Origin of the sequence: Candidatus Villigracilis affinis (genome assembly GCF_016705895.1) — a bacterium.
In the GTDB taxonomy this organism is placed as follows: Bacteria; Chloroflexota; Anaerolineae; order Anaerolineales; family Villigracilaceae; genus Villigracilis; species Villigracilis affinis.
In genome coordinates this window covers 17,197-42,339 of sequence record NZ_JADJKT010000036.1, presented here as the reverse complement: position 1 = coordinate 42,339, position 25,143 = coordinate 17,197, and the positions used below count along the sequence as shown (strand labels likewise).

The window sequence follows — 25,143 nt, the reverse complement described above, 5'->3', positions numbered from 1 at the left end:
GGAACCTGGGACCACGACATTCACCGTGAAGCTACACATCCCGTCCAATGCACGGGAAGGCGAATATCAACTCGCGCTCTGGCTTCCTGATGGATACGAGTCTCTGCGCAACAATCCACTGTATGCGATTCAATTTGCCAACGAAGGCCTCTGGGACGAAGTGACAGGACTCAACGTATTGGGAAATGTATCAATAACAGAATCAGCTGGCGGTGAGTCTGAGCGCGGAAAAGATTTCACGGTCATATCGGCAGAATCCAGCACATCAAAATGACAAACCTTCGAGTCCGTTTTATTCGTCATCAGGAAATATCACCAGAACTTCGGATAAAGATTGAAGAACTGGATCATCTGGCATTTGCGGGGGATGACATTGACAATGATCCGGAATTCGCAAACATTCGATGGGCAACCCCTGATTGGATGGCACTTGGCTTTCTAAATGAAGAATTGGTTACGCAATTGTCCATGCCCAAACGCGAGATCATGGTCGGTACGGAAAGAGTTTGGGTGGCAGGGATTGGCGGCATGGCAACACATCCCAAGCATCATCACAAAGGATATGGCTCGGCGTTACTCAAAGCAACAGAGACATTTATGCGTAATGAACTTCAAGTCTCGTTCGGGCTGCTCATTTGCGCAGACGAGACGCAACCATTTTATAAACTTGCCCGTTGGCAGCGCGCCGCTGACCTGCTTTACTATCATCAGGATAATCAACGCAGGGAACTGCATACAAGTGTAATGATATTGCAGTTACAAAATCAAACATGGCTTACAGGCAAGATCGACCTATGTGGAACGCCGTGGTAAAAACCATCCGACTAATCGACCAGGAGACAACATGACCAAAATCACTTTCATCGGCGCAGGCAGTCTCGGCTTTACAGGCGAACTCGTGCGCGACATTCTCACCTTCCCGCTTTTGGAAGACGCCACCATCTCATTGATGGATATTCACCCCGAACGTCTCGAATGGGCAAAGAAGGGTGTTGAAAAACTCATCGCAGCTGGCAACCGTCCTGCAAAAGTGGAAGCGACTCTTGACCGCGCCGAAGCGCTCAAAGGCGCAGACGTTGTCCTCACCACGATCCTTGCAGGCTCCACCGAAGTCTGGCGGCATGACATTGAGATTCCTAAAAAATATGGCATCGATATCAATGTCGGTGATACGCGCGGGCCGAGCGGCATCTTCCGCTTTCTGCGCACCATCAACCCCATGCTGGACATTGTCCGTGACATGGAAAAATATTGCCCGAATGCCATTCTGCTCAATTACACAAACCCGATGGCAATGTTGTGCGCATCTTTGCAGCGGCAGACCTTCATTCAAGTAACAGGCTTATGTCACTCTGTGCAAGGCACAGCCATGATGCTCGCCGAATGGATTGGCGCGCCGTTCAACGAAATTGATTATGTCTGCGCTGGCATCAATCATCAGGCTTGGTATCTCGAATACAAATGGAATGGCAAAGACGCCTACCCGCTCATTCACAAAGCCATCACCGAGCGACCTGAAATTTATAACGCCGAACAGGTCCGCAATGAGATGTATCTCGCCATCGGAAAATACGTCACCGAATCCAGCGGACACAACTCCGAATACAACGCGTGGTTCCGCAAACGTCCCGACCTCATTGAAAAATATTGCACCACAGGCACAAACTGGAATCCTGGCGAATATGCTTACATCCTCAAAGAGTATCAGCACAATGAAGCCACCTGGAAGGATCAGGTCAAGGAACGCCTCGCCGAAAAATTAACCGACGAAGATCTCCAACGCGGGCATGAATATGCCGCCTACATCATCAATGCTCTCAAAGGCGGCGAGATGTTCAAGTTCAATGGCAATGTTCGCAACACAAATCTCATCACCAATCTTCCACAAGGTGCGTGCGTTGAAGTCCCTGTTGTTGTGGACAAGGCTGGCATTCATCCCATTCATGTTGGCGCGCTGCCTGCTGAAACCGCTCTGCTTACGCAACTCTCCAGCGGCATCGAAGAGATGGCGATCACGGGTTCCATCGAGGGCGACCCCACCATGATCTATCGTGCAATCGCCCACGACCCTCTCACCTCGGCGGTTCTATCCCTCGCAGAAATCCGCAAGATGACAAACGAATTATTCGCACAACACAAAGACTATCTGCCGCAATTCAAACATCATGTGGTCTAGGATTCTCATCCTCTTTCTTCTTTCCTCTTTTCTCGTTGGATGTGAATCCGCCTCGGACTCACCCGAACCTGATCCTGTTTCAACGAAAGACTCAACCCTTATGCCTTCTACCTCGCAACCTTCAACCTTTGACCTGACACCTGAAACCAACTGGTGGCATCCCACTGCAGGACTCACCTGGCAATGGCAGATCGGCGACCTCGATATCGACACCTCCATCGAAGCCGATGTCTACGACATTGACCTCTACGTTGACCAAGCCATTATTGACGAACTCCACGCCAAAGGACGCAAGGTCATTTGTTACATCAGTGTTGGCTCATGGGAAGATTGGCGGCCAGACAAAGACCAATTCCCCGCTGAAGTACTAGGCAAGGATTACGACGGCTGGCCAGGTGAAAAATGGCTGGATATCCGTGCGATAGACAAACTCGCCCCCATCATGCTTGCCCGCCTTGATCTGTGCAAAGCCAAAGGCTTTGATGCGCTTGAGCCAGACAACATGGAAATCTACACCAACGACACAGGCTTCCCACTCACCTACGAAGATCAGTTGAAGTTCGCCCTCTGGCTCGCGGATGAAGCCCACAAACGCGGACTCGCCATCGGCCAGAAGAACGCCTCAGATCAGGTTTCGCAACTCGTGGATGTTTATGATTTTGCCATCACCGAAGATTACTTCTATTACAACGAAGCCGAATCCATGCTGCCATATATTCAAAGCAGGCAAACCCGTCTTCGCCGCCGAATACACCGACCTGCCCGGCGACTTCGCGGCGTTTTGCGAAAGATCAAAACAACTCAACTTCAGCACCATCCTCAAAAAACGTGGCTTGGATGCGTGGATACAAACCTGCCCATAAATCAGTTACAAGTTAGGTTACAGGTTGAAAGTTGAATGGGGCAACCTGTAACTTGTAAACCTTCAAGCCTGAAACCTTTAACCTGGAACCTAACACATGAAACCCATAACCATCGGCAAACTACGCGGACTTCAACAAATTTCTTCCCAGCGCGGCACATTCACGGCGCTTGCATTGGATCATCGTCAAAATTTACGAAAAGCCAATCCCGCCTTCGTCAGCAACGAAGAACTCTCCCGCTTCAAAACGGATGTGACAGCTATTTTGGCTTCAAGGTCAACAGCCGTGTTGCTCGACCCCGAAGTCTCTGCGGCGCAAGCCATTGCCCAACGCGCTATTCCGAATAATGTAGGTCTGGTGGTGGCCGTAGAGTCCACGGGCTATGCAGGTGACGCGACTGCCCGTCAGGCACAGATCATCCCAGGGTGGTCTGTTGAAAAAGCAAAACGTATGGGCGCAAGCGCCATCAAACTCCTCGTCTATTACCATCCCGATTCACCCACTGCGTCCGAAATCGAAGCCTTCACAAAAAATATTGCGGACGAATGTGCCAAGCACGATCTCGTTCTCATGCTTGAGCCGCTATCCTATTCACTTGATGAAAGCAAAAAACTTTCATCCGAAGAAAAAAGATATGTCGTGGTCGAAAGCGCCAAACGCCTGACTCCTTTGGGCGCAGACATTCTCAAAGCGGAGTTCCCGCTTGACGTGACTGAATCAGATCAAACGTTATGGAAAGAAGCGTGCGAAGAAATTTCCGCCGCAACTGACATCCCGTGGATTCTTCTCTCCGCCGCAGTCGAATTTGAAACCTTCCTCCAGCAGGTGATCGTTGCATGCAACGCAGGCGCAAGCGGCATTGCAGTGGGTCGCGCAGTTTGGAAGGAAGCGGTTATGATGGGCAGTAACGAACGCATAAAGTTTTTGCGAAACGTTGCACGTCCGCGCATTTCACGGCTCACTTCGTTGTGTCATGCGCTGGCCAAACCCTACACTGATTTTTATACCGCAGATCCGTCATTCGATTGGTATAAAAATTACGGAGAATAGATTGAAGAAGATCTGGCCGTTCAGTTATTACTTTATTTATTTTGCAGGGATGGCGGCTTTTATTCCGTACATCGTTCTTTATTACCAAACCCTCGGCTTTTCGGGCACGCAGATCGGGATGCTGGTGGCAATCTCGCCGCTGGTCTCTTTGGTCGGCGGGCCGCTGATGACAGGCCTGGCAGATTCTGGCAATCGTCACAGATTGGTCATGAGTCTCGCGCTGGGGGTTGCGGCGGCATCCATGTTCATACTGCCTTTTTTACAGGCCTTTCTTCCCGTCCTGATATTGATTGTCATCTTCTCTTTTGTATCGGCTCCAGCCAACTCGCTGGCCGATAGTGCGGCCATGTCAATGTTGGGGGATGAAAAACATTTATATGGCCGCGTGCGTATGGGCGGGACATTTGGCTGGGCGCTGGCCGCCCCGCTGGCTGGTATTGTCGTTGCCCGTTATGGATTATCGTGGGCGTTTTGGGTATATGCTTTTTCCATGTTCGTGGCTCTTTTGATCAGCCAGAATTTTCTGTACACTGAGCAAAAAGAGGAAAGTTCATTCTGGCAGGGCCTCCGTGTGTTGTTGGGCAATCGCCAGTTGATGCTGTTCCTGTTCATGGCCTTTATTTGCGGCACTGCATTTGCCACGGTCAATAATTATTTGTTCGCTTACATGAACCAGCTTCACATTGACGAATCCCGCATGGGATACGCGCTCACCATTGCCACAGCCGCCGAAATTCCCGTGCTTTTCTTTGCCAACCGATTGTTAATTCGATTCAAGCCGCGCGGTTTGTTGATCCTTTCGATGGCGGCAACAGGTGTACGTCTTGTTGTTGTACGCGCTCTTCGATTCCCTGACGGGCATTTTGGTCTTTCAACTTCTCAACGGATTGACCTTTCCCGCATTGTGGGTGGCAGGCGTTTCTTATGCCAACGACAACGCGCCTGCAGGCCTGAGTGCCACCACACAGGCAGTGTTCGGTACGATGATCTTTGGTTTCGGCGCGGCCACAGGCGGATTCCTCGGCGGAATCCTTTTGGAAAAACTTGGCGGCCAGATGATGTACGCGATCTTCGGCGCGATGACACTGGTCATGCTCGTGATTTATGTTTTCCTCGAACCACGAATTGCTGTTCAACATGAAAAAGCCGTTTGATATTCTTGTCGCTGGCGAGATCAACCCCGATTTGATTCTGACGGGCGATGTAAAGCCCGAATTCGATCAAGTCGAAAAACTGGTGGATGCAGCAACGCTCACGGTCGGTTCGTCTTCCGCCATTTTTGCATGTGGGGCGGCGCGGCTTGGGTTACGGGTTGCTTTCATCGGCGTATGCGGCGACGATGTCTTTGGCCGTTTCATGCTCGCTGAAATGCAAAAACGAAATGTGGATGTCAACAACATGATTATCCGACCCAATGGGCAGACTGGACTCAGCGTAATCTTGAATCGCGAAGTGGACCGCGCGATTCTGACTCACCCCGGCCTGATCGCTGACCTCCAGGCATCAGACATCGCTGACAGTTTGCTGGCACAAGCGCGCCACCTGCATGTGGCGAGTTACTTCCTGCAAACGAAACTCCAACCCGATTTGCCCGCCCTGTTCCAACGCGCTCATTCATTGGGGCTCACCACCTCGCTCGACACCAACTACGACCCCTCCGAAAAATGGATAGGTTTCGACGAACTGCTTTCCAAAACGGACGTCTTTCTGCCCAACAAAACCGAATCGCTTTCCATCACAAAATCTGCAGACGTTGAATCAGCCTCGGAACAACTTGCCCAAAAATGCAAACTCGCCGTCATCAAACTCGGCGCAGACGGCGCAATTGTTTGCAATGGGGAAGTGGTTGTTCATTCGAATTCCATCTCAGTCAACGTTGTGGATACCGTCGGCGCAGGTGATACCTTCGATGCGGGATTTATGTTTGGCTATCTCAACGACTGGCCGCTTCAAAAATCTCTGCGGCTGGCTTGCGTGTGTGGAGCTTTATCCACGCAAAAGGCGGGCGGCACCGAAGGTCAACCCACCTTGCAAGAAGCCCTGACCTTTTTATGATTCTCTGCCTGACCCCCAACCCCGCCATCGACCGTTCCTTGTACGTGGATGAATTGAAGATCGGTGAAGTGCATCGCGCGAAAAAGACGCTGGCGGTTGCAGGTGGAAAAGGAATCAATGTTGCGCGCGCCATCCGCACGCTGGGTGGGAATCCGCTGTGCATGGGTCCGATCGGCGGGCACGCTGGGAATCTGCTCGCAGACCTCGCGGAGCGCGAAGGCTTCTCCACGCATTGGACTCGGGTGCAAAGCGAAACCCGCACTTGTGTCATTCTGGTGCAGCCGAATCAAGATGCCACAGTCATCAACGAATCGGGTCAGCCCATCCACGCAGAGGAATGTGATGCCCTGATCCGCGATGTCTGGGGACGTGCAGGCGCAGGTTGATTTGATATCTGTGAGCGGGAGTCTGCCACCTGGCTTTTCGCTCGAACGCTACCAAACCATGCTCACAGGGTTGGTGGAACGTGGAAAATCCGTTTGGGCCGATACCAGCGGCGAGGCCTTGAAAACAGCGCTGACCGTGCATGGCATCTGCATCAAAGTCAATGCCGCCGAATTGGGCGGGGCGCTCGGTATGAAAATTTCCAATGCGGAGCAGGCGGCCAAAGCGATGCATCAACTGCAAGAACGGGGAATTTCACAAGCAGTCATCACGCTTGGAAAAGATGGAGCCGTTTTCAGTTCAGATGTCCGTGTTTGGGTGGCACAGCCGCCCCAACTGGAAATCGTCAGCAGTGTCGGCAGCGGCGACGCATTTTTAGGCGGGCTTTTGTTCGCGCTTGAAAAAGGTGCGTCCTCTGAAATTGCCTTGCAAAAAGCAGTTGCCGCAGGTGCGGCGAATGCGCTCGAATTTGGCGGCGGGACTTTTTCACTGGCTTCCTTCGAAGAGATTTTCCGAAATACAAAAACTTCCATCATTGATTGAGCAGATTTTCTTTTTTGAATCAGCGTTTTCAGCGTCCAAAACAAGCTCTTTGCTTATTACCTATAAAGTCTCGGCGGCGTTTTTCTGATTCCCAAAAACAATGTATTTGGGAATCAGATTCGCTATAATGAAAATGGGGTGGGTGACGGGAACTGAACCCCTGCCTGCGGCGTCGTGATATGGGAAGGATGGTTCTGCCATGACAGATAATCATACAAATTCATTTGGTAAGTGGCGTGCCCTGATGATCCTCGGGGCTATTATTCTGGCGGTCGGCGGCGTCATTGTTTTGACTCGGCGGCTGCAACCCGGCACGACGACTTCCGCGCACATCGATGTCAACGCTACCGAATCGCCCAGTGGGGCCGATGCACAGGACAACAGTTACAGGATCGGTGTTGAATTAAGCGATGGGCAATCGCAGCCTGAGGTTGCGGAGTCATTGCCGCTGGCGACCGGAGAACCTCTATCCCCTGAAGAGATCGAATTGATCTTCTCGCGTCTCCCCGCGCTGACAACTGATTCTGGCGCGGTGGACTTCAACTTCCCGATAGATATCCTGCCGCCACCACGCCCGGGGAATACTGTCGAAGAAACGTTTCCGCCTCTTGAAACAGAACCAGTTCCGGGTGAGGTTGAATCGGGTCCACTTGAGGTATTGCGATTCGCACCCGAAGGAGAGATTCCCATTGCGCCGTTCATCAGCGTAACGTTCAATCAATCCATGGTTCCCCTCGGCACGTTGAGCGATCTTGCCGCGGTGGATGTGCCGGTACAGATCGAGCCATCCCTGCCCGGTACATGGCGCTGGCTTGGCACGAAGACCCTGACCTTTGAATATGATTCCGAATTGATCGATCGCCTGCCCAAAGCAACTGAATTTCGAGTCACCGTTCCCGCAGGGACGACTTCCATCAATGGCGGCTCACTGGCAACCGCCGTGACATGGACGTTCAAGACGCCGCCGCCGACCGTGGTGCTGTTTCAACCCGGCGATGTGCCCCAGCCGCTTGAGCCGCTCTTTTTCATTCAATTTGACCAACGCATTGACCCTGCGGCAGTGTTGAAGACCATCACGGTAAAGGCGGGGAATCAAAATGTTGAAATTACTCCTGCCACGCAGGAGCAGATCGATGCGGATGAGCAGGTGAGTGCGATCGTGAAAGATGCACCTGAAGGACGCTGGCTTGCTTTTCGCGCTGTGGAACCTTTCAACCCTGAAACCAGAATCTCGATCACGGTTGGCCCGCAGACGCCTTCACTCGAAGGTCCGTTGACCACGACCGAAGCACAGACCTTTGAATTTTCCACGTATGCGCCGTTGCGCATCGAAGATTATGGCTGTACCTGGTACGATGACCGCTGCCCGCCGTTGACTCCCTTTTCCATCGCATTTAATAATCCGCTTGACCTTGAATCTTTCAGCGAAGACATGCTGAGCGTTTCACCTGAAATCCCCGGTGTTTCTGCCGATGTGTACGGCAACACCATTCAGATCAGTGGCGCGACCCAGGGACAAACAACCTACACCGTGACGCTCTCTGGAAAGATTCAAGATGCCTTCGGCCAGCAATTGGGCGATGATGTGCAATTGAAATTCAAGGTGGATAAAGCCGATTCGCTTCTGGTGAACCCCGGACAGATGCTGCTCACGCTCGATCCCTCGGCAACCGAACCGGTTTATTCAGCTTATGCAATGAATTACAACAAACTCAAATTGAGGGTGTATAAAGTTCAGCCTTCAGATTGGCCGCAGTACAAGGCGTATCTGCGCGACTGGCAGAGGACGGATGCGCCCCCAGCCATGCCGGGCGTGTTGGTTGAAGATAAAACCCTCGACCTCGACATCCCCGATGACACGCTTTCAGAAGTGGATATAAAACTGAGTCAATACATGGATGGAGCCTTCGGCCATTTCGTCATCATCCTTGAACCGCCCGCAGGCATGTTTGAAAGCGATGATGATAAGTGGCGGCGCTTCTCACAAACTGTCATCACCTGGGTGCAGATCACGCAGATCGGCTTCGATGTGTACACCGATCACAGCGAGATGATGACGTGGACAACGAATCTCAAAGATGGCATGCCTTTGGCCGGTGTCAGCATTCAGGCAAATCAGGGCGGCACAACGATCTTGAGCGGAGCGGATGGCACTGCAATATTTGATATCCCCTCCGGGGCAACCTATCTCACCGCCACCCTTGGCGAGGATCGGGCGATCATGCCGCGCAACAGTTATTACTGGGCCGATGACGCCTGGACGCCCAGCACGCCCATTGATAACTTGCAATGGTATGTTTTCGATGACCGTCAAATGTACCGCCCCGGTGAGGAAGTGCATGTCAAAGGCTGGCTGCGGCGCATCGGTGCCAAACAGGATGGTGATGTGGGTCTGGTGGGGAGTTCGTTAAGTTCGGTCAGTTATCAGATCATCGAACCGCAGGGGAATCTTATTGGCGAAGGAAAAGTGGATGTGAATGCGTTGGGCGGTTTTGATCTTGCCTTCACACTGCCCGAAGTTACCAATTTGGGATATGCACAACTGTACCTGACCGCCGATGGAAATTTGAGTGACTTGAGCGGCTTGCAGTATTACCATCAAATCGCGATACAGGAATTTCGCCGCCCCGAATTCGAGGTGACCGCCCGCAATGAAACAACAGGTCCATATTTTGCTGAAGACCATGCCACCGTTGCTGTGGAGGCGAAATACTACGCCGGGGGCGGTCTGCCTGGCGCCGATGTAAATTGGCAGGTCAATACCAGCCCCGGCACCTATTCGCCGCCCAACTGGCCCGATTTTACTTTTGGCAATCAAAGATACTGGTGGTATTTCGATTACACATATCAAGATGGCGGTTTGTATGAAACGCAGACCTTCAACGGCAAAACAGATGCAACCGGCACTCATTATCTTGAACTCGATTTCAAAGCACAGGGCGATCCCGAAAACGGACCGCAGCCATACAGTGTGTTTGCATACGGAACGGTAATGGATGTCAATCGTCAGTCATGGACCAGCAGTGCCACGCTGCTGGTTCACCCGGCCGATGTATATATCGGCTTGCGCACTCCGGGTTACTTTGTTGAACGCGGCGCGCCGCTCGATGTGGATTTCATTGTCACCGATCTCGATGGCAACCCTGCCGAAGGCCGCGAAGTTGTGATCACTGCCGGTATCTTGGATTGGAAATTCAAGGATGGAAACTGGGTCGAAGAAGTGGTGGATGTTCAAACCTGCTCGCTTCTTTCCACGCCCGAGCCTGACACCTGTTCCTTTGAAACTCCCCTCGGGGGAAGTTATCAGATCACCGCCCTTGTGACCGATGAACTCGGACGCAAGAATCAAAGCCGCATCACCCGTTGGGTCAGCGGAGGGAAACAACCGCCTTCACGCAGCATCGCACAGGAGGATGTCACACTCATTCCCGATAAAGATGAGTACCAGCCCGGTGACACTGCGAAGATTCTTGTTCAATCTCCATTCAGTCCTGCCGAAGGCCTGCTGACCGTCACACGCAGCGGCATTTTATACACCACGCGTTTCACCATCGAAGATGGCACCGCGACACTGAACATTCCCATCGAAGAGGAATACATCCCCAATTTGAACATTCAAGTGGATTTGGTCGGCTCCGCGCCGCGCACCAGTGATGACGGCGAAACGCTTGAAAACATTCCACCGCGCCCCGCCTTTGCCAGCGGACAAATGACCCTGAACATCCCGCCCCAACAGCGGACCTTGTCTCTGCAATTGATGCCCGCTCAAACCACGCTGGAACCGGGCGGCGAAACCAACCTGACCGTACTGGTGAAGGATGCGAACGGTTTGCCGGTCTCTGATGCGGAACTGGCCGTCGTAGTGGTGGATGAGGCCATCCTCGCATTGACGAATTATCAAATGAAAGACCCGCTCAGCATTTTCTATGGAGCGCGCTCCTCTTATCTTTCAAGCAATTACGGCCGTGCCAGCATCATCCTTGCTAATCCGCAGGCACTGGCAAGGCAGGCTAACACAGATAGTTTGCTTTTTGCAGCGTCGCCAGCCGCAACCGAGGCTCCAGCCATGGCAGCTGAAGCATTACCTCAAACCGGAGGTGGCGGCGATGGATTTCCGCAAGGGGCAGCCATTGATGTGCGCTCGAACTTTAATCCGCTGGCAACTTTTGAACCCACCGTGCGGACCGGGTCCAATGGGGAGGCTCGGGTGTTCATTCAACTGCCCGATAACCTCACGCGGTATCGTGTCATGGTCGTGGCGGTGGATGAGGGCGGAAGTCAATTTGGCATGGGTGAATCCAATCTCACTGCACGTCTGCCGCTGATGGTGCGTCCGTCTGCGCCGCGCTTCCTTAACTTTGGCGATAAATTCGAATTGCCAGTCGTGATCCAAAACCAGACCGATGAATCAATGGTGGTGGATGTGGTGGCCCGCGCAACCAACCTCGAACTTGGCAATGCGGGTCAGCGTGTGACCGTCCCAGCGAATGATAGGGTGGAGGTGCGCTTCGCGGCTTCGACCGTGATGGCGGGTGATGTTCAGATTCAGTTTGCGGCAACTTCAGGAGATTTCTCCGATGCCGCCACCGCAGACTTACCCGTTTACACCCCGGCAACCAGTGAAGCCTTTGCCACCTACGGGGTCATCGATGATGGCGCGATTGCCCAGCCGGTGCAATATCCGAGCGGCGTGTTCCCGCAATTCGGCGGACTTGAAATCAGCACATCATCCACGGCTTTGCAGGCGTTGACCGATGCCGTGTTGTATCTGGTGGAATATCCGTATGATTGCTCTGAGCAGCTGGCATCGCGAATCCTTGCGGTGGCTTCGCTGCGCGATGTGCTTTCGGCGTTCAAAGCCGACGGGCTGCCGACACCGTCAGAAATGGAATCAGCTGTCAGCGCGGATATTGACCGCTTGCAGTCCATGCAAAACTACGATGGCGGGTATCCGTATTGGCGGCGCGGATTCGAGTCGATCCCATTCAATACCATTCATGTAGCTCATGCCCTGTTCCGCGCACAGGAAAAAGGATTCAATGTCCCTGCGGAGATGCAGCAGAATTCGCTGAATTACCTGCGCGATATCGAAAGCTATTACCCTTCATGGTATGACGATGGAACGCGGCAGACGCTCAGCGCGTATGCGTTGTATGTGCGCAACTTGATGGGTGACCGCGATTCGCAGAAGGCTGAAAATCTTTTGAAAGAAGCAGGGCTGGAGAATCTTTCGATGGAAGCCATTGGCTGGTTGTGGTCTGTTATTGATGACGAAGAACAACTGGATGCGATTCGACTCTTTGTGAACAATCATGTTGTTGAAACAGCGGGCGCGGCCAATTTCACCACAGCCTACACCGAGCAAACCTATCTCTTGCTCAGTTCCGATCGCCGCACCGATGCAATTTTGCTGGATGCCTTGATCGAAGATAACCCGCAAAGCGACTTGATCCCCAAATTGGTCAATGGCTTGCTCGCGGCGGCGCGTCAAACGCAGGGACGCTGGGGCAGCACACAAGAAAATGTTTTTGTGCTGACGGCGCTTGACCGCTACTTCAACACCTACGAATCGCAGACGCCTGATTTTGTGGCGCGCATTTGGCTGGGTGATACCTACGCAGGCAGCAACGAGTTCCGCGGGCGCACAACGGATACTTCTGAAACCTTGATCCCGATGAATTACGTGCTGTCAGAAACATCATCGGGCGGCGGCATGCAGGATCTGATCCTGAGCAAGGATGGACCTGGACGATTGTATTATCGCCTCGGCTTGCAATATGCTCCCACCGACCTGGACCTTGATCCGCTCGATATGGGTTTTGTCGTTGAGCGGCGCTACGAAGGCGTGGACAACCCCGAAGATGTGACGTTGGATGCCGATGGCATCTGGCATATCAAAGCTGGCGCACGCGTGAAAGTGACCATCACCATGGCTGCGGATAATCGCCGCTATCACGTTGCGCTGGTTGACCCATTGCCTGCCGGGTTTGAGATCATCAACTCCGAGCTGGCTGTTTCGCAACCCGTGCCGCAAGACCCAACCAGCCCTGATTTCAAATACGGTTGGTGGTGGTGGGGACCGTGGTACGAACACCAAAATATGCGCGATGACCGCGCCGAGGCCTTCACGTCTCTGCTGTGGGATGGCGTTTATGAATACGTTTATTATGTCCGCGCCACCACGCCGGGGACATTCATCACCCCGCCTTCCAAGGCTGAAGAGATGTATTCTCCCGAAGTCTTTGGCCGCAGCGGCAGCGATTGGGTGATCGTGAAGTAAAGAACCAGAGATAATTTAGAACATTCGAAGAGCAAAAGACAGTTGTTTGGGACTTTTTTCCAAACAACTGTCTTTTTTGTATTTGGGCATCTCCGCCATCTTTCCGGGGGTGGAGGCACTGAGAAAAGTTAAGTAATCCAATTAAGTTATTTTACCGATGCGGCTTTTCCTCAGTTTGTCTAAAATCGCGGTAGTTGGTGAGTACACCTTATTTTTACTAACCTAAACCAAAGGAGATTAAGATGTTAACAAATACAGGTTCTTATGAATCGGTTAAAACATTTAGAAGGATTTTGCTGGCTATGTTGGTTCTAGTCATCATGTTTGCTTCCTTCCCACCTAGCCAAGTTCAGGCAGCAGGCAGTTCTGTAGGCTGGATTGGCACTTCGGTTACCTGCCTACCTGCGAAATACAGTCTCAATCCAGGTTTCATAGGTACATACGACGGTCAGTGGGTCTTCCGACTGTGGTAAGATATCATCTGCGACGTTTACGCTCCGACCACTTGGCAGTATATACAGGCTTATACCGGAACAGTGGGTGGTTTTTATGATGTACCTGCCCCCGGAGGTTCAATCGTCTCAATCAAAACCGAAGCATATTTCTACAATCGCACCACCAACTCATGGGATTATGCAGGGACGAAATACGCCAATCACTATCATTTGATAACTTCAGGTTCGCCTCAGACATCTTGCCGTATTTTTTCCTAAAATCTTGGCCAACGTCTGATATCTCAGATTTATCCTTTATATACAATTCTGGCACTCAATGAAAGGAAAGGTAAATTATGAAAACAACATATATTCAAATTAATAACCTAGTCTGGTTTCGCCGATTGATCTGCGCCATTGCTGTGATACTTCTTATTGTTGCCGTTATCCAGCAAGTGCCAAGCAATACTCTCATGGTAGGTAAAAGGCCGCCTCCGATGATCATCATCCAGCACGCGCCAGGTGGTACTTTCCTGGCGGGCAGAAAGCCGCCCCCGAGGATTATCGTCCAGCACGCGCCGAGCGGTACCTTCTTGGCAGGCAAAAGGCCGCCTCCGAGGATCATCATTCAGCGAGCGCCGAGCGGCACCTTTCTGGCAGGTAAAAGGCCACCTCCAAAGATCGTTATCTAGTAAATATGCGCCTCAATATCTTTCTGGCAGGCTTTGCGGGTTGAAAGCTCACAAGGCCTGTGTCTTCAAAAACTGTCATATTTCAACTATTAAAACCCGATTAGCAAAATAATATCCTTTATTTTTGTAAAACCCTACTGGAGAATATTATGAAAAGCATGAATGCGTTGGTAATTATGATCCTGATGGCAACCCTCATATTCTCATCAGGAATTGATGTTGCAAAAGCGGGCACTCTTAATCAAGGGCCTGACCGAACGCCACATATGGCTTCGCCTTTGCAGGTAAACTCGTTGTCCATCACGCCGCCGACCACGCCCCAGGATCTGGCAATCGCAATGGGAATTGCGCCTTCGGATATTGTATCGGCCAGCCTAAATGGGAGTGATGTGCTCGGAGTGGGTATTGGCTCAGCTCCTTTGGGTACATTTTTCCCAAGAGAAGGAAATACATTCGCTATTCTTTCCACTGGACTTGCCGAAAGCGCGGATACACCAAACGATTCAGACAGCCTGAGTTACGATTTAGATGGACTGAATAGCGCGGATGGAAATGATATGACGCAATTTATATTAACTCTTCATACTCCTGAAGGCATAAATTGCGCCAGTTTTGACTTTGCTTTCTATTCAGAGGAATTTCCAGAGTTTGTTGGTTCCCAATACAATGATACGTTTACTGCTGAGGCCCCTCTCAATGTTGCATTTGACTCCGAGGGAAACATCATCTCCATCAATACGGTCTTTGGCGTTACTGCAAATAATGGGACGACATATGATGGAGGAACAACATTGTTGCGCGCCCATGCGCCAGTGACAGCAGGAGAAAATATTGAAATTGTATTCACCATTCAGGACGTTGGCGACTCCATCTTCGATTCAAGCGTGTTCCTGGATGAGTTCATCTGGAGCAATGACACAAATTGCGCTGACGGCGCAAACGATTACACAACCTTTTACGACGTGCCGACAAACTATTGGGCCTGGCAATGGATTGATCAACTCTATGGCGCCGGGATTACTGGTGGCTGTATTCTCGAGCCGTTACAGTACTGCCCCGAAGATACCGTTACCCGCGCCCAGATGGCTGTCTTCTTATTAAGAGGTATTCATGGCGCATCCTACATACCGACGGATGCGAGTGGAATCGTATTTGCAGATGTACCTTCCAGCTATTGGGCGTCTGCATGGATTGAACAATTGGCCAGCGAAGGCGTCACTAGCGGCTGTGGTGATGGCAATTATTGCCCGGATGATACTGTCTCCCGCGCACAAATGGCAATCTTTCTTTTGAGAGCCAAGCATGGTTCGTCATATTCACCACCCGCTGCAACTGGCGTTTTCACCGATGTGCCAGTGGGATACTGGGCAGATGCATGGATCGAGCAACTCGCGGCTGAAGGTATTACCAGCGGGTGTGGCGCAGGCATCTACTGTCCTGATAGCCCGGTCACCCGTGCTGAAATGGCCGTCTTTTTGGTGAGGGCATTCAATCTATTGTAAGAGAAAAATAATTGGTATAGAAAAAATCAAAGCTGTTCTAACTCGCGTTGCTGAGTCACCTAGAGTAGGGCTTGTCGAAGAGTTTATTCGTAAAATATATGTAACATCAGCTATCCATAAACCAATCGAAAAAGGAGGCTTGTATGTTTAATAAAAAAAGCAAGTTTCATATCTTTTCTCTGATGCTGGTACTGGCCCTCTTGTTGGCACAGACAGTCCCAGTCCTTGCCGCTGCGGGTAATCTCACGCGCATCTCAGTCTCTTCGAGCGGCTCTGAAGGGGATAATGACTCGTATAACTCATCCATCTCTGCCGATGGACGCTATGTGGCATTTTATTCCAAGGCTAACAATCTGGTGAGCGGAGATACAAACGAGATGTATGATGTCTTCGTACGCGATACAGTGGCGAACACCACCCAACGTATCTCGGTGTCTTCGAGCGGCGTGGAAGGGAATTACGATTCATCTCAACCTTCCATTTCCGCCGATGGGCGCTATGTCGCATTTGTTTCTGGCGCAGACAATCTGGTAAGTGGTGATACAAATATTGATGAAGATATTTTCGTACGCGATATAGTGGCGAATACCACCAAACGTGTCTCGGTGTCTTCGAGCGGTGCAGAAGGAAATGATTACTCACTTTACCCTTCTATCTCTGCTGATGGGCGCTACGTCGTGTTTGAGTCCGGGGCTAATAATCTGGTAAGTGGGGATACGAATGGGTGGGGGGTGATGGATATTTTTGTGCGTGATACCATGTTGAATACTACTAAACGGGTCTCGGTGTCTTCGAGCGGCTTGGAAGGGAATAGTCAATCGTTTGACCCATCCATTTCTGCCGATGGGCGCTACGTTGCGTTTGTCTCTCGTGCCAGCAACCTGGTGAGTGGGGATACAAATGAGAGCAACGACATCTTCGTGTACGATATGGCGGCGAACACCACCACGCGCGTCTCGATATCTTCGAGCGGCGCAGAAGCGGAAACTACAGGGGAATTTGGTTGGACCGGCTCGACCAGTCCATTCATCTCTGCTGATGGGCGCTACGTGGTGTTTCCATCGGTGGCATATAACCTGATTGATGGGGATACGAATGGATTCACCGATATCTTTGTCCGCGATATCGTAATGAACACTACCACGTGCATTTCCTTGGGTTTGGGCGGACTGGTAGGGGATTCCGCTTCAATTTCAGGCGACTCATCAATTTCCGCTGATGGGCGCTACGTGGTGTTTATGTCTCGTTCATCTGATCTGGTGAGCGGAGATACAAATGAACTGGATGATGTTTTTGTTCGTGATACTCAGGCCAATACTACTACACGTATCTCAGTGTCTTCGAGCGGCGTGGAAGGTGATAACAACTCAGCCGGTGCCTTGATTTCTGCCGATGGACGTTACGTAGCATTTGGTTCTTTTGCTTCTAATCTGGTAGGCGGAGATACAAATGCAAAGCATGATGTTTTCCTCTACGCTGTAGGTGGTGGCACGACCTTTGCCGATGTTCCCACCTCCTATTGGGCATGGCAATATATCGAGCGCCTGTACAATGCTGGCATCACTGGCGGGTGCAGCGCCTCTCCGCTGATGTACTGTCCGGAATCAACCGTCACGCGCGCGCAAATGGCTATCTTCATTTTGCGAGGCATACACGGCAGCGCTTATACACCTCCAGCGGCAACTGGTACAGTCTTTACAGATGTGCCTCTCGGTTCCTTTGCGGCAGATTGGATCGAGCAGCTTGCGCTTGAAGGTGTCACTGCTGGATGCGGCGGCGGCAACTACTGTCCGGAAGCGACCATCACCCGCGCACAAATGGCAATCTTCCTTCTGCGTGGTGAGCATGGCAATGCCTACACTCCTCCAGCCGCAACTGGAACCGTTTTCGGAGATATTCCGCTTGGCTCTTTTGCGGATGCATGGATCGAGCAGCTCGCGGCTGAAGGCATCACCAGCGGATGCGGCGGCGGTAACTACTGTCCCGATGCAAATGTGACACGCGCCGAGATGGCGGTTTTCCTGGTGAGAGCTTTTGGTCTGCCATGAAACAATCGTCCCGACACTTGCGCCGTACGCCAGTGCGGTGAGGTTTTGAAAGATGGCCAAAATAGCTCAATCAACCTTCGGGACGTTCTCACTTCAATTTATTTGAAGCGTACTCTCTATTGATCAATTCAGGCCGTGTTCAACGGCAAAGCGTGTTGCGGCGGCGCGAGATTTGACCCCAAGTTTATTATAGATCGATGTCAGGTGTGCGTTCACGGTGCGTGGGCTGATGACCAACCGTTCTGCCACTGCCTGGTCGCTAAGCCCAACGATGCCAGCCAAACCAAGCAGACAGGTCGTTATTTCAATTGCCAGATGGTCAGATTTCAGAGCCAGTTCCAGATTCCTAATGAATAGAACCCTGCTCTGATCATATTGACCCAAACGGGAATAGACAAACGCCAGATTCTCTTCCTCGAGCATGACCTCGTCTTTTCTCCCCAGCTCTTTTTCAATTGATATTGCTTCTTCATAGTAGGAAATTGCCTGCTCAAATTGTCCCTCCAGTCGCATAATTTCGCCCAGGCTATTCAAGATATGGCTGATATAAAAATTGTCTTTGAACTGGCGTGAATACTCAAGGGCTTCCTGAAGATAAGCCCGCGCCCGTTGCAGCTCGATGTGCTGGCCGAACAATGCCAGTTCTCCCAACCCGCGCAATGTGGAATATTGTGTACGGACGTCTCCCAGTTTCCTTGCTAGATCCAGTGCGTCGGTCAGGTTCGGAATGGCTGCTGAAAAATTGCCGCTGTACATCTCGCAACGTCCCAGGCTGTCCAAAGCTTGCGCAATACCATGGGCGTAATTTATTTCCCGATAGCCGCTCAGCGCCTGTTGAGCGTAGGACTGAGCGGTTTTAAATTCCTTCCGATAAAAGGCCTCAAGGCTTTGAATATAATAAGCGTCAGCAACCAGCCGACTGTCATGCGTTAGCAGTCCGATTTGTAAAGCCTGTGCAGTGTATTGTCGGGATTCTGGCAGATCTTCGAGCAAGAAAGAAAGCCATCCTGCCAGGTTTAATCCCCGTGCATAGGTATGCTGGAATTGATTATCTGGAACCAAGGCCAGTAACCTAAACAGGTAACCAAAACCTGTTTTTGTAAGCAAGGGTAGAGTCCAAAGGCGTTCTGTGGCTGTCAGCATTTGTAACCCCAGCTTTAGACGGGCAGGATTTGGATTTTCCAGACTCCATTCCAATGCGTTGCTGAAGTTATCGATTTCCAATTTCAATTGATCGATCCAGGTGTATTGTTGTTCTTGGAGTAGTTGTGTTTCAGCTTGTTCAGCGAGACCCGTGTAATAGGCTAGGTGTGTATCATAAGTCGCTTGATCTTCTTTCGCTTCCTCCAAGCGATCTTGCAGGTATTGCCGAAGCAATTCGTGGATTTGATAGCGGTTGTTTGAAATGCGTTCGATCAGGGCGTTGTCGACCAATCTGGCAATTATTGTGAGGTCGGCCCCGGTGACTGCGCTGGCAGCCGCACGGTCAAAGCCTCCGCGGAAGACAGCTAGTTTTCGTAAAGTAGCCTGTTCGATCTCGGATAGTAGCTGCCACGAATAATCAAAGACAGCTTGCATACTGCTGTGCTTATCCGTGGATGTTTGCCCCTGAGCCTTTAAGAATCCAGTATTTCGTTTGATCTCCTTCAGAATATCGTCACACCCGAGGACGCGCCCCCAACTTGCCGCGAGGAGCAAGGCCAGTGGCAGACCATTAACCAGCTGACTGATTTGTGCCGCGCAAACAGCATCCCCTGCCTCTAATGGATTGCCCTGTCGGCGTAGATGATGCAAAAACAATTCGACAGCAGCCGATGTTTGACCTTCCACATTTGGCGATTCTTTTTGGTATTCAAGTCCTCGAAGGAGGTAGGCCCATTCCCAGGGCATATTGAGCGGCTGGCGAGAAGTCACTAGCAGGCGCAATTTAGGTTGACGGGGAATATTTTGAAGAAACTCTTCAAAAAAAAGAGTCGCATTGGGGAGCAAGTGCTCGGCGTTATCGAAAATCAACAGCAGGTTTTTCTCTTGCAGATAGCTGAACAATTGTTTCTTTTGATCCACGGAATTACCAAAGTCAAACCCCAATGCTGAAGCGGTTGCTGTAAGGATGTGCTCAGGCGAGCTAAGCGGAGCAAGCGCAACAAACCATACTCCGTCAGTGAAGGTTTCTGCTTCCAAATGTCCAACTTCCATTGCCAGACGTGTTTTACCTGAACCACCGAATCCATATAAGGTGATCAGACATACATCATCCCGATGCAGCAGCTCGCCGATCTGACGAATTTCCGCTTCCCGCCCGATCAATGGTGTTAGTGGAACAGGTAATTTCATGGATGTTGTTTCCATAATTAGTCGTATTATATATCTTCGCGACTTCATTTGCTGGTGAGATTAAGGCGGTGTTTTTGATATAGTAAAATTAGCCCATGACAACCTACTGCGATTACTGCAACTCCCACCCCGACGATACCTTCAATAAGACGTAATCACAATATCCTCCTCGCTATCTGGAATTTCACAAGATACTCGCAGCTTCACACCGTTATCAAGGCGATAATAAACAACCTTTACTTTAAGTAATTCCAACAAATCCCTCATGCCTTCAAAAGTTGCTATTGGTAGCCGTTCTTTTACTGCTGCTGCAATTTCTGTAATTTTGCTTTCAAATTCAGGATCGATTTCTAATTCGGTTAACTCCGCCTCGAGTCTGGTTTTTTCTTCAAAAAGAAAATTCTGTTCTGCTTCCAGTTGATTGATTTTATCTTTAATGACTGCTTTCACTGCATTGCCGTTGAAATCAGCAAGTTCGTCAATTAACCGTCGTATCTTTTCAGCGGTTGCATCAAGCATTTTAAGTACATAGGTGTACTGTTCTCGTTTTGGACCCAATTCTGCTTCCCTCCTTTGTGCCATTGAACGTACACCTTCAATAAGTACTGTTTCGTCTTCCAGAAGCGATGATAGCCAGCCCCACACGGCTTGATCTGCTTTTTCAATTTGGATGGCACGTATAGAATGTCCGCAGGTTATGACTTTATGGTAATAGCTTGCGCATCTGTAATAAGGCTTGGAATGCTTCTTCTTTTGAAAACCATACATTGCCAAATTGCAACTGCCACAAGAGAAGTGCCCGACCAAGAGGTATTCGTGCTTTCTATTGCGACTTGAAAGCTCCTTGTTGCGTTTTGTCTTCGCCAATGCAATCTCGTAGGTTTTTCTGCTAATCAACGCCAAGTGCGGCACTTCAATTGGAATCCAATCTGATTTAGGACGAGCCACTTGTCGGCCATCTTTGAGGATTTCCGTCTTTGCATAGTATGTTCGACCTGCATAGATTTCATTTGTAACAATCAGGCGTACTGAACTTGGTCCCCAAAAACCAGCAGATTTTGGCTTTATTCCCATATCGTCGAGACGATTGGCAATTCCTCTTAATGAGAGAGGTCCGCCATCTTTGTTTGTTGTATACCATCGAAAAATCATCTTCACTACTTCTGCTTCATCTGGTTCAATGATCATTTCGGCATCACGCGCTTTTCCAATGCGTCCATATCCATAGGGGACAACACCGCTCATAACCGGTTTTTTATCATCCTTTGCTTTTTTGATGCGACCATTTCTTGTACGATCCAAAATCTTTAGCCGTTCTGTGTGTGCCAGCATGGCAAATATTCCGTCTGAGATCATGCCTTGAAGATCATTCTGTGATTGGCCCCTATCTACAAAATGAAGCTCGATGTTCTTGTCCTGCCACTTGCCAACCAAAGGTACATAATCGTAATAGTTTCTTGAAATACGGTCGGATGTATATGCAATAACAACTTGAGCCTCAAGATTGTTTATCATCATCTCAAGTGTTGTAAAACCAGGTCGGTTTAGAGTGGCACCAGATATATTGTCTATTATTTCTTTGACTACATGAAAGCCCATGCGATCAGCGTATCTGCGACACTCCTCCACTTGGAAGGAAAGGCTATGTCCTTTTTCTGCTTGCTCATCAGTACTTACTCTTGCATAAATGATTGCTCGTTTGTTCATGATATATATCCTTAGCTGGTTGTGGTTGTCTAGTTTTGATTTGGGGTTTTCAGGAAATCCTGCATCTCCTGAAAAAGATCTTCACCCAGAATATGCATCTGCTCAGCATGGCCTAATCCAAGACCATTGATCAGGTCGGCAAGCAACATTCCCATGTTGCCCTCCACCTCGATCAAACTGGAACTACCAGTAGCCTCCTGCCATTCCTGACGGATGCGTGATAACGTGCTTACAAGTTGAAAACGTGTGGTTGCGGGGTTTTGAAGCATACCTATCTCCTTTGATGGATTGGGCGATTTGCTTCTGGAGCCGGGATGAAAAGACAAATCGCCCTGATGGAATCCCACCTGGGCGAATCAAAGGGGCTGTATAATGAAACCAGCCTTTCCTTCCGCTCTAGCCGGTGGGTTGGGTAAGGGTCGTATCGGTGCTCTAACACCAGTGCGGCCCGTTTCTCTGGCTGGTAATTTCATTGCCAGCAATGAAATTATTATAGCACATTTATTCTAAATATCAAGTCGCTGATGCCTTATGAATGACTACTTGTTGTCCCGTGGAATGGGCTTGCGGCCGCGCTTTTGCCCCTCGTGTTCCCTGGTTTTCAGGAATGCTAGCAGGGAGGACCGGCTGACCTGCCAGGACTGTCCCCACTTGCGCCCAACGATCTTTTGGGCACGCACTAATTTTCGGATGTAATCCAATTCATAACCGCTGATGCGGACGGCTTCGTATGTGGTCAACCAATCTTCCATGAAATGGGTCTCCTTGTGAGATTATACCCAGTACGGGTATTAAATAACTTATCCATGACTGGAAATCGACTGGTGGTATTGCGTTGGTAAGGTTCCTGCCGATGTTATAGCCTGCGGGAGTACGGTTCCCCTACGGAATTGCCTCCGAATATTCCCAGTTGCAACTGATAATGAGTTAAATCCCATCAAAATAATGCCAAACATCAGTTGTCTTACAAATTGTTTTTTTCTACAATATGCCGCCTTACCTTATCCTTGAGGTTAATAATAATGAATCATATCAAGCGGCTGTGGAGGCATTATCTGGCTTTACTGATCCTCATCGCCACCCTCGTATTCCCAATCTACTGGGTATATAAATTCTTTCAAACCAAATTCGGGCAGGAAGCCGCATTGATTGCGTTGACACTCACCATCATGATCGTCGTGATCTTTGTGGTCCAGGGAGCTGTGCATACGCACCGGCTGGTCCGTGAATTAAAGCGGGATATTGAAAAACAGAATGGAACTGATCAAATCCCGGACCTACCCACGCCTTTGCTATTCAAGCTATTCAAGATCGATCCATCCACAAGGAAACACATAAAGGCGGTTGAAGAGAACCCACAGGGGGCAATCGAACTCCCCAAACTCTTTGACCTTTCCCCCAACCGTCATCGCGGAAAACCGCCACGCTTCCCCAGGGAACAAATACATAAAGCTGTCTTGAAGTGGGAGCGCCGTGATCCTTCCATAACCGCATTAACGCTTGAACAATTCCTTGCCCAGGAATTTGGCAGCAGCCCGGACGGCATCCTGCTGATGGCCACCACCACGTTCTATGACTGGCGCCGCAGAATTTTGAAAGAGATCAAATCAAGCGAGCACCAACACTAGCCGGGCAGGCATTCCCCAACCACGACAGTCCATCCAATCATTCGGCTCCAATACATGGTCAAATAACAAATGAAATTTTCGTAGTCATTCCGTACTTCAAACCGTAGAGATCCCGTACTCCCAGATGTTATTTATTTGAGCCGCCGGCAACGCGGCTCATTTTATTTCAGCATCGAATAGGAGACCTATGGCCAAGATCATCGTCTATCTGGGGGATCAGGAACGCAATGCGCTTCTGCAGCTCGCCCAACGGGAATTGCGGGTGCCACGCGCACAGGCTGCCCTCATCATCCGGCAGGAATTGGTACGGCAGGGCATGCTTCCCAATCTTCATCCATTATCGGATTCCCCCTCTCCGTTTGAAAGACAGACAGGAGCCTCGTCATGACCACACCCCTCCCAACCCCATCGTCACGCTTCACCCCCGAACAACGCGAGATTCTCGGTCAGGTATACACCCTCATCCTAAGCTGGCGCAGAGAGCGAAAAAAATTGGAAAGTAATATTCAAGCCGGCAAACCCACATCCAACATGTCCCAAACAGAACCTTACTCTACCACCCAGCAGGGAGGTTCCCATGAGTGAAGCGATGCATGCCATCCTGATCGCAGTGGCGCTGATTCTTGGTTCCATGTTGATCGGATCCATCCTGTATGTGGTCATCCGCGATGAGATCAAGCGCAGCCTGCGCAGGGATTAGGGGAGGTCCAACATGTCCACAAAAATCATCTGTATTGCCAATCCAAATGGGGGTGTGGGCAAGACAGCCATCGCTGCCTGTCTTGCGCATAGTCTATCCGTTAAGGGCGGACGTGTGTTGTTGATCGATCCCCACCCGCAGGGACAATCCGCCATCGCCTTGGGGCGCAGCCCTGAGCCCGGTGTCTTTTATCTGCTCACAATGGGCATGTCGCAACAGGAAACCAATTTCATCAACTCCTGGGTTTTCTGCTCCGGACGGGAGGGACTGCACATCCTGCCGGGCGATCAGCAGACCATGGCGGCCCAGACCGTTTTGAGCGCGCAGGATAAACCGGTCTCCGCAATACGACAAACGGTCAGCCGCTTCTTTAAAGAAGGACCCTATATCCTCTTCGACACCGCGCCGAGTGTGGGCGGCACGCTACGCGAGGAGCGCACGGTCTGGGCCTCCGATCTGGTGATCGTACCAACCGCCACCGAATTCCTTTCCGCAGATGGCGTTGGCAAGGTGCTCGGCATAATGAGCATCCTGCCAACCTTTTATGACGAACAGACCTGCGAAAGCAAGGCAACCATCGAAGATTTGGAGCAGCGCTTTGCATCCAGCTTATTGCCACCCATCCACTGCTCGACCCTGCTACGTGAATGGGCCGCACGGGGCCGGACCATCTTCGAGATGAATGAGCTGTGCCGGGCTGCCAGGGAATACCAGGCATTGGCGCAAATCGTGTTGAAGTACTAGGAG

Annotated in this window: 22 protein-coding genes; 18 read left to right on the top strand and 4 right to left on the bottom strand. The window is 50.6% G+C overall.

All coding sequences use genetic code 11. From position 1 onward, the window contains the following. Positions 1–25: 25 nt before the first annotated feature. The 13 genes from IPI86_RS15330 to IPI86_RS15270 all read left to right on the top strand — a co-directional run bounded on the left by IPI86_RS15330 (position 26) and on the right by IPI86_RS15270 (position 18,027). Positions 26–274 (top strand): DUF4832 domain-containing protein, encoded by a 249-nt coding sequence (locus IPI86_RS15330; protein ID WP_345298884.1) that lies wholly within the window; start codon positions 26–28, stop codon positions 272–274. Beyond that, positions 271–813, top strand: a complete 543-nt coding sequence (locus IPI86_RS15325; RefSeq protein WP_345298883.1) for a GNAT family N-acetyltransferase — start codon at positions 271–273, stop codon at positions 811–813. The genes IPI86_RS15330 and IPI86_RS15325 overlap by 4 nt, the downstream gene beginning before the upstream one ends. A 31-nt stretch (positions 814–844) precedes the next feature. Beyond that, positions 845–2,176 (top strand): alpha-galactosidase, encoded by a 1,332-nt coding sequence (melA, locus tag IPI86_RS15320; RefSeq protein ID WP_345298882.1) that lies wholly within the window; start codon positions 845–847, stop codon positions 2,174–2,176. A 100-nt stretch (positions 2,177–2,276) separates the two neighbouring features. Further along, complete coding sequence (locus IPI86_RS15315; protein ID WP_345298881.1) at positions 2,277–3,074, top strand: endo alpha-1,4 polygalactosaminidase; 798 nt, start codon at positions 2,277–2,279, stop codon at positions 3,072–3,074. 61 nt (positions 3,075–3,135) lie between these two features. Continuing rightward, positions 3,136–4,089 carry a tagatose 1,6-diphosphate aldolase gene (locus tag IPI86_RS15310; RefSeq protein ID WP_345298880.1) on the top strand — a complete coding sequence of 318 codons (954 nt, stop codon included), beginning with the start codon at positions 3,136–3,138 and terminating at the stop codon, positions 4,087–4,089. A gap of 1 nt (position 4,090) precedes the next feature. After that, positions 4,091–5,230 carry an MFS transporter gene (locus tag IPI86_RS15305; RefSeq protein WP_345298879.1) on the top strand — a complete coding sequence of 380 codons (1,140 nt, stop codon included), beginning with the start codon at positions 4,091–4,093 and terminating at the stop codon, positions 5,228–5,230. After that, positions 5,227–6,144, top strand: coding sequence for a carbohydrate kinase family protein (locus tag IPI86_RS15300; protein ID WP_345298878.1), 918 nt, complete (start codon positions 5,227–5,229; stop codon positions 6,142–6,144). Before IPI86_RS15305 ends, IPI86_RS15300 begins: the two co-directional genes overlap by 4 nt. After that, entirely contained in the window at positions 6,141–6,530 is a 390-nt protein-coding gene (locus IPI86_RS15295) for a PfkB family carbohydrate kinase (RefSeq protein WP_345298877.1), read from the top strand. Before IPI86_RS15300 ends, IPI86_RS15295 begins: the two co-directional genes overlap by 4 nt. After that, positions 6,502–7,071 carry a PfkB family carbohydrate kinase gene (locus tag IPI86_RS15290; protein WP_345298876.1) on the top strand — a complete coding sequence of 190 codons (570 nt, stop codon included), beginning with the start codon at positions 6,502–6,504 and terminating at the stop codon, positions 7,069–7,071. The genes IPI86_RS15295 and IPI86_RS15290 overlap by 29 nt, the downstream gene beginning before the upstream one ends. A 199-nt stretch (positions 7,072–7,270) precedes the next feature. Further along, positions 7,271–13,351, top strand: coding sequence for an Ig-like domain-containing protein (locus IPI86_RS15285; RefSeq protein WP_345298875.1), 6,081 nt, complete (start codon positions 7,271–7,273; stop codon positions 13,349–13,351). A 790-nt stretch (positions 13,352–14,141) separates the two neighbouring features. Further along, positions 14,142–14,477, top strand: coding sequence for a hypothetical protein (locus IPI86_RS15280; RefSeq protein ID WP_345298874.1), 336 nt, complete (start codon positions 14,142–14,144; stop codon positions 14,475–14,477). A gap of 149 nt (positions 14,478–14,626) precedes the next feature. Continuing rightward, complete coding sequence (locus tag IPI86_RS15275; protein WP_345298873.1) at positions 14,627–15,979, top strand: S-layer homology domain-containing protein; 1,353 nt, start codon at positions 14,627–14,629, stop codon at positions 15,977–15,979. A 143-nt stretch (positions 15,980–16,122) separates the two neighbouring features. Next, on the top strand, positions 16,123–18,027 hold the full coding sequence (locus IPI86_RS15270) for an S-layer homology domain-containing protein (protein WP_345298872.1): 1,905 nt from the start codon (positions 16,123–16,125) through the stop codon (positions 18,025–18,027). A 123-nt stretch (positions 18,028–18,150) separates the two neighbouring features. Here the strand turns inward: IPI86_RS15270 and IPI86_RS15265 are convergent, their stop codons facing one another. The 4 genes from IPI86_RS15265 to IPI86_RS15250 all read right to left on the bottom strand — a co-directional run bounded on the left by IPI86_RS15265 (position 18,151) and on the right by IPI86_RS15250 (position 22,820). After that, entirely contained in the window at positions 18,151–20,361 is a 2,211-nt protein-coding gene (locus tag IPI86_RS15265) for a tetratricopeptide repeat protein (RefSeq protein ID WP_345298871.1), read from the bottom strand. Between the two features lie 141 nt (positions 20,362–20,502). After that, on the bottom strand, positions 20,503–22,068 hold the full coding sequence (locus IPI86_RS15260) for a recombinase family protein (RefSeq protein ID WP_345298870.1): 1,566 nt from the start codon (positions 22,066–22,068) through the stop codon (positions 20,503–20,505). 29 nt (positions 22,069–22,097) lie between these two features. Beyond that, positions 22,098–22,337, bottom strand: a complete 240-nt coding sequence (locus tag IPI86_RS15255) for a hypothetical protein (protein ID WP_345298869.1) — start codon at positions 22,335–22,337, stop codon at positions 22,098–22,100. Positions 22,338–22,607: 270 nt separating this feature from the next. Next, positions 22,608–22,820 (bottom strand): hypothetical protein, encoded by a 213-nt coding sequence (locus IPI86_RS15250; protein ID WP_345298868.1) that lies wholly within the window; start codon positions 22,818–22,820, stop codon positions 22,608–22,610. Positions 22,821–23,090: 270 nt separating this feature from the next. Here IPI86_RS15250 and IPI86_RS15245 point away from each other — a divergent pair, with 270 nt between their 5' ends. The 5 genes from IPI86_RS15245 to IPI86_RS15225 all read left to right on the top strand — a co-directional run bounded on the left by IPI86_RS15245 (position 23,091) and on the right by IPI86_RS15225 (position 25,140). After that, positions 23,091–23,696 (top strand): hypothetical protein, encoded by a 606-nt coding sequence (locus tag IPI86_RS15245; RefSeq protein ID WP_345298867.1) that lies wholly within the window; start codon positions 23,091–23,093, stop codon positions 23,694–23,696. Positions 23,697–23,883: 187 nt separating this feature from the next. Then, the gene (locus IPI86_RS15240; protein ID WP_345298866.1) at positions 23,884–24,084 is read left to right on the top strand and encodes a hypothetical protein; all 201 of its coding nucleotides are present in this window, start codon (positions 23,884–23,886) and stop codon (positions 24,082–24,084) included. Next, positions 24,081–24,281, top strand: coding sequence for a hypothetical protein (locus tag IPI86_RS15235; protein ID WP_345298865.1), 201 nt, complete (start codon positions 24,081–24,083; stop codon positions 24,279–24,281). Before IPI86_RS15240 ends, IPI86_RS15235 begins: the two co-directional genes overlap by 4 nt. Beyond that, positions 24,274–24,396, top strand: a complete 123-nt coding sequence (locus IPI86_RS15230; RefSeq protein ID WP_345298864.1) for a hypothetical protein — start codon at positions 24,274–24,276, stop codon at positions 24,394–24,396. Before IPI86_RS15235 ends, IPI86_RS15230 begins: the two co-directional genes overlap by 8 nt. A gap of 12 nt (positions 24,397–24,408) precedes the next feature. Further along, positions 24,409–25,140, top strand: a complete 732-nt coding sequence (locus tag IPI86_RS15225) for a ParA family protein (protein WP_345298863.1) — start codon at positions 24,409–24,411, stop codon at positions 25,138–25,140. Positions 25,141–25,143 lie beyond the last annotated feature (3 nt).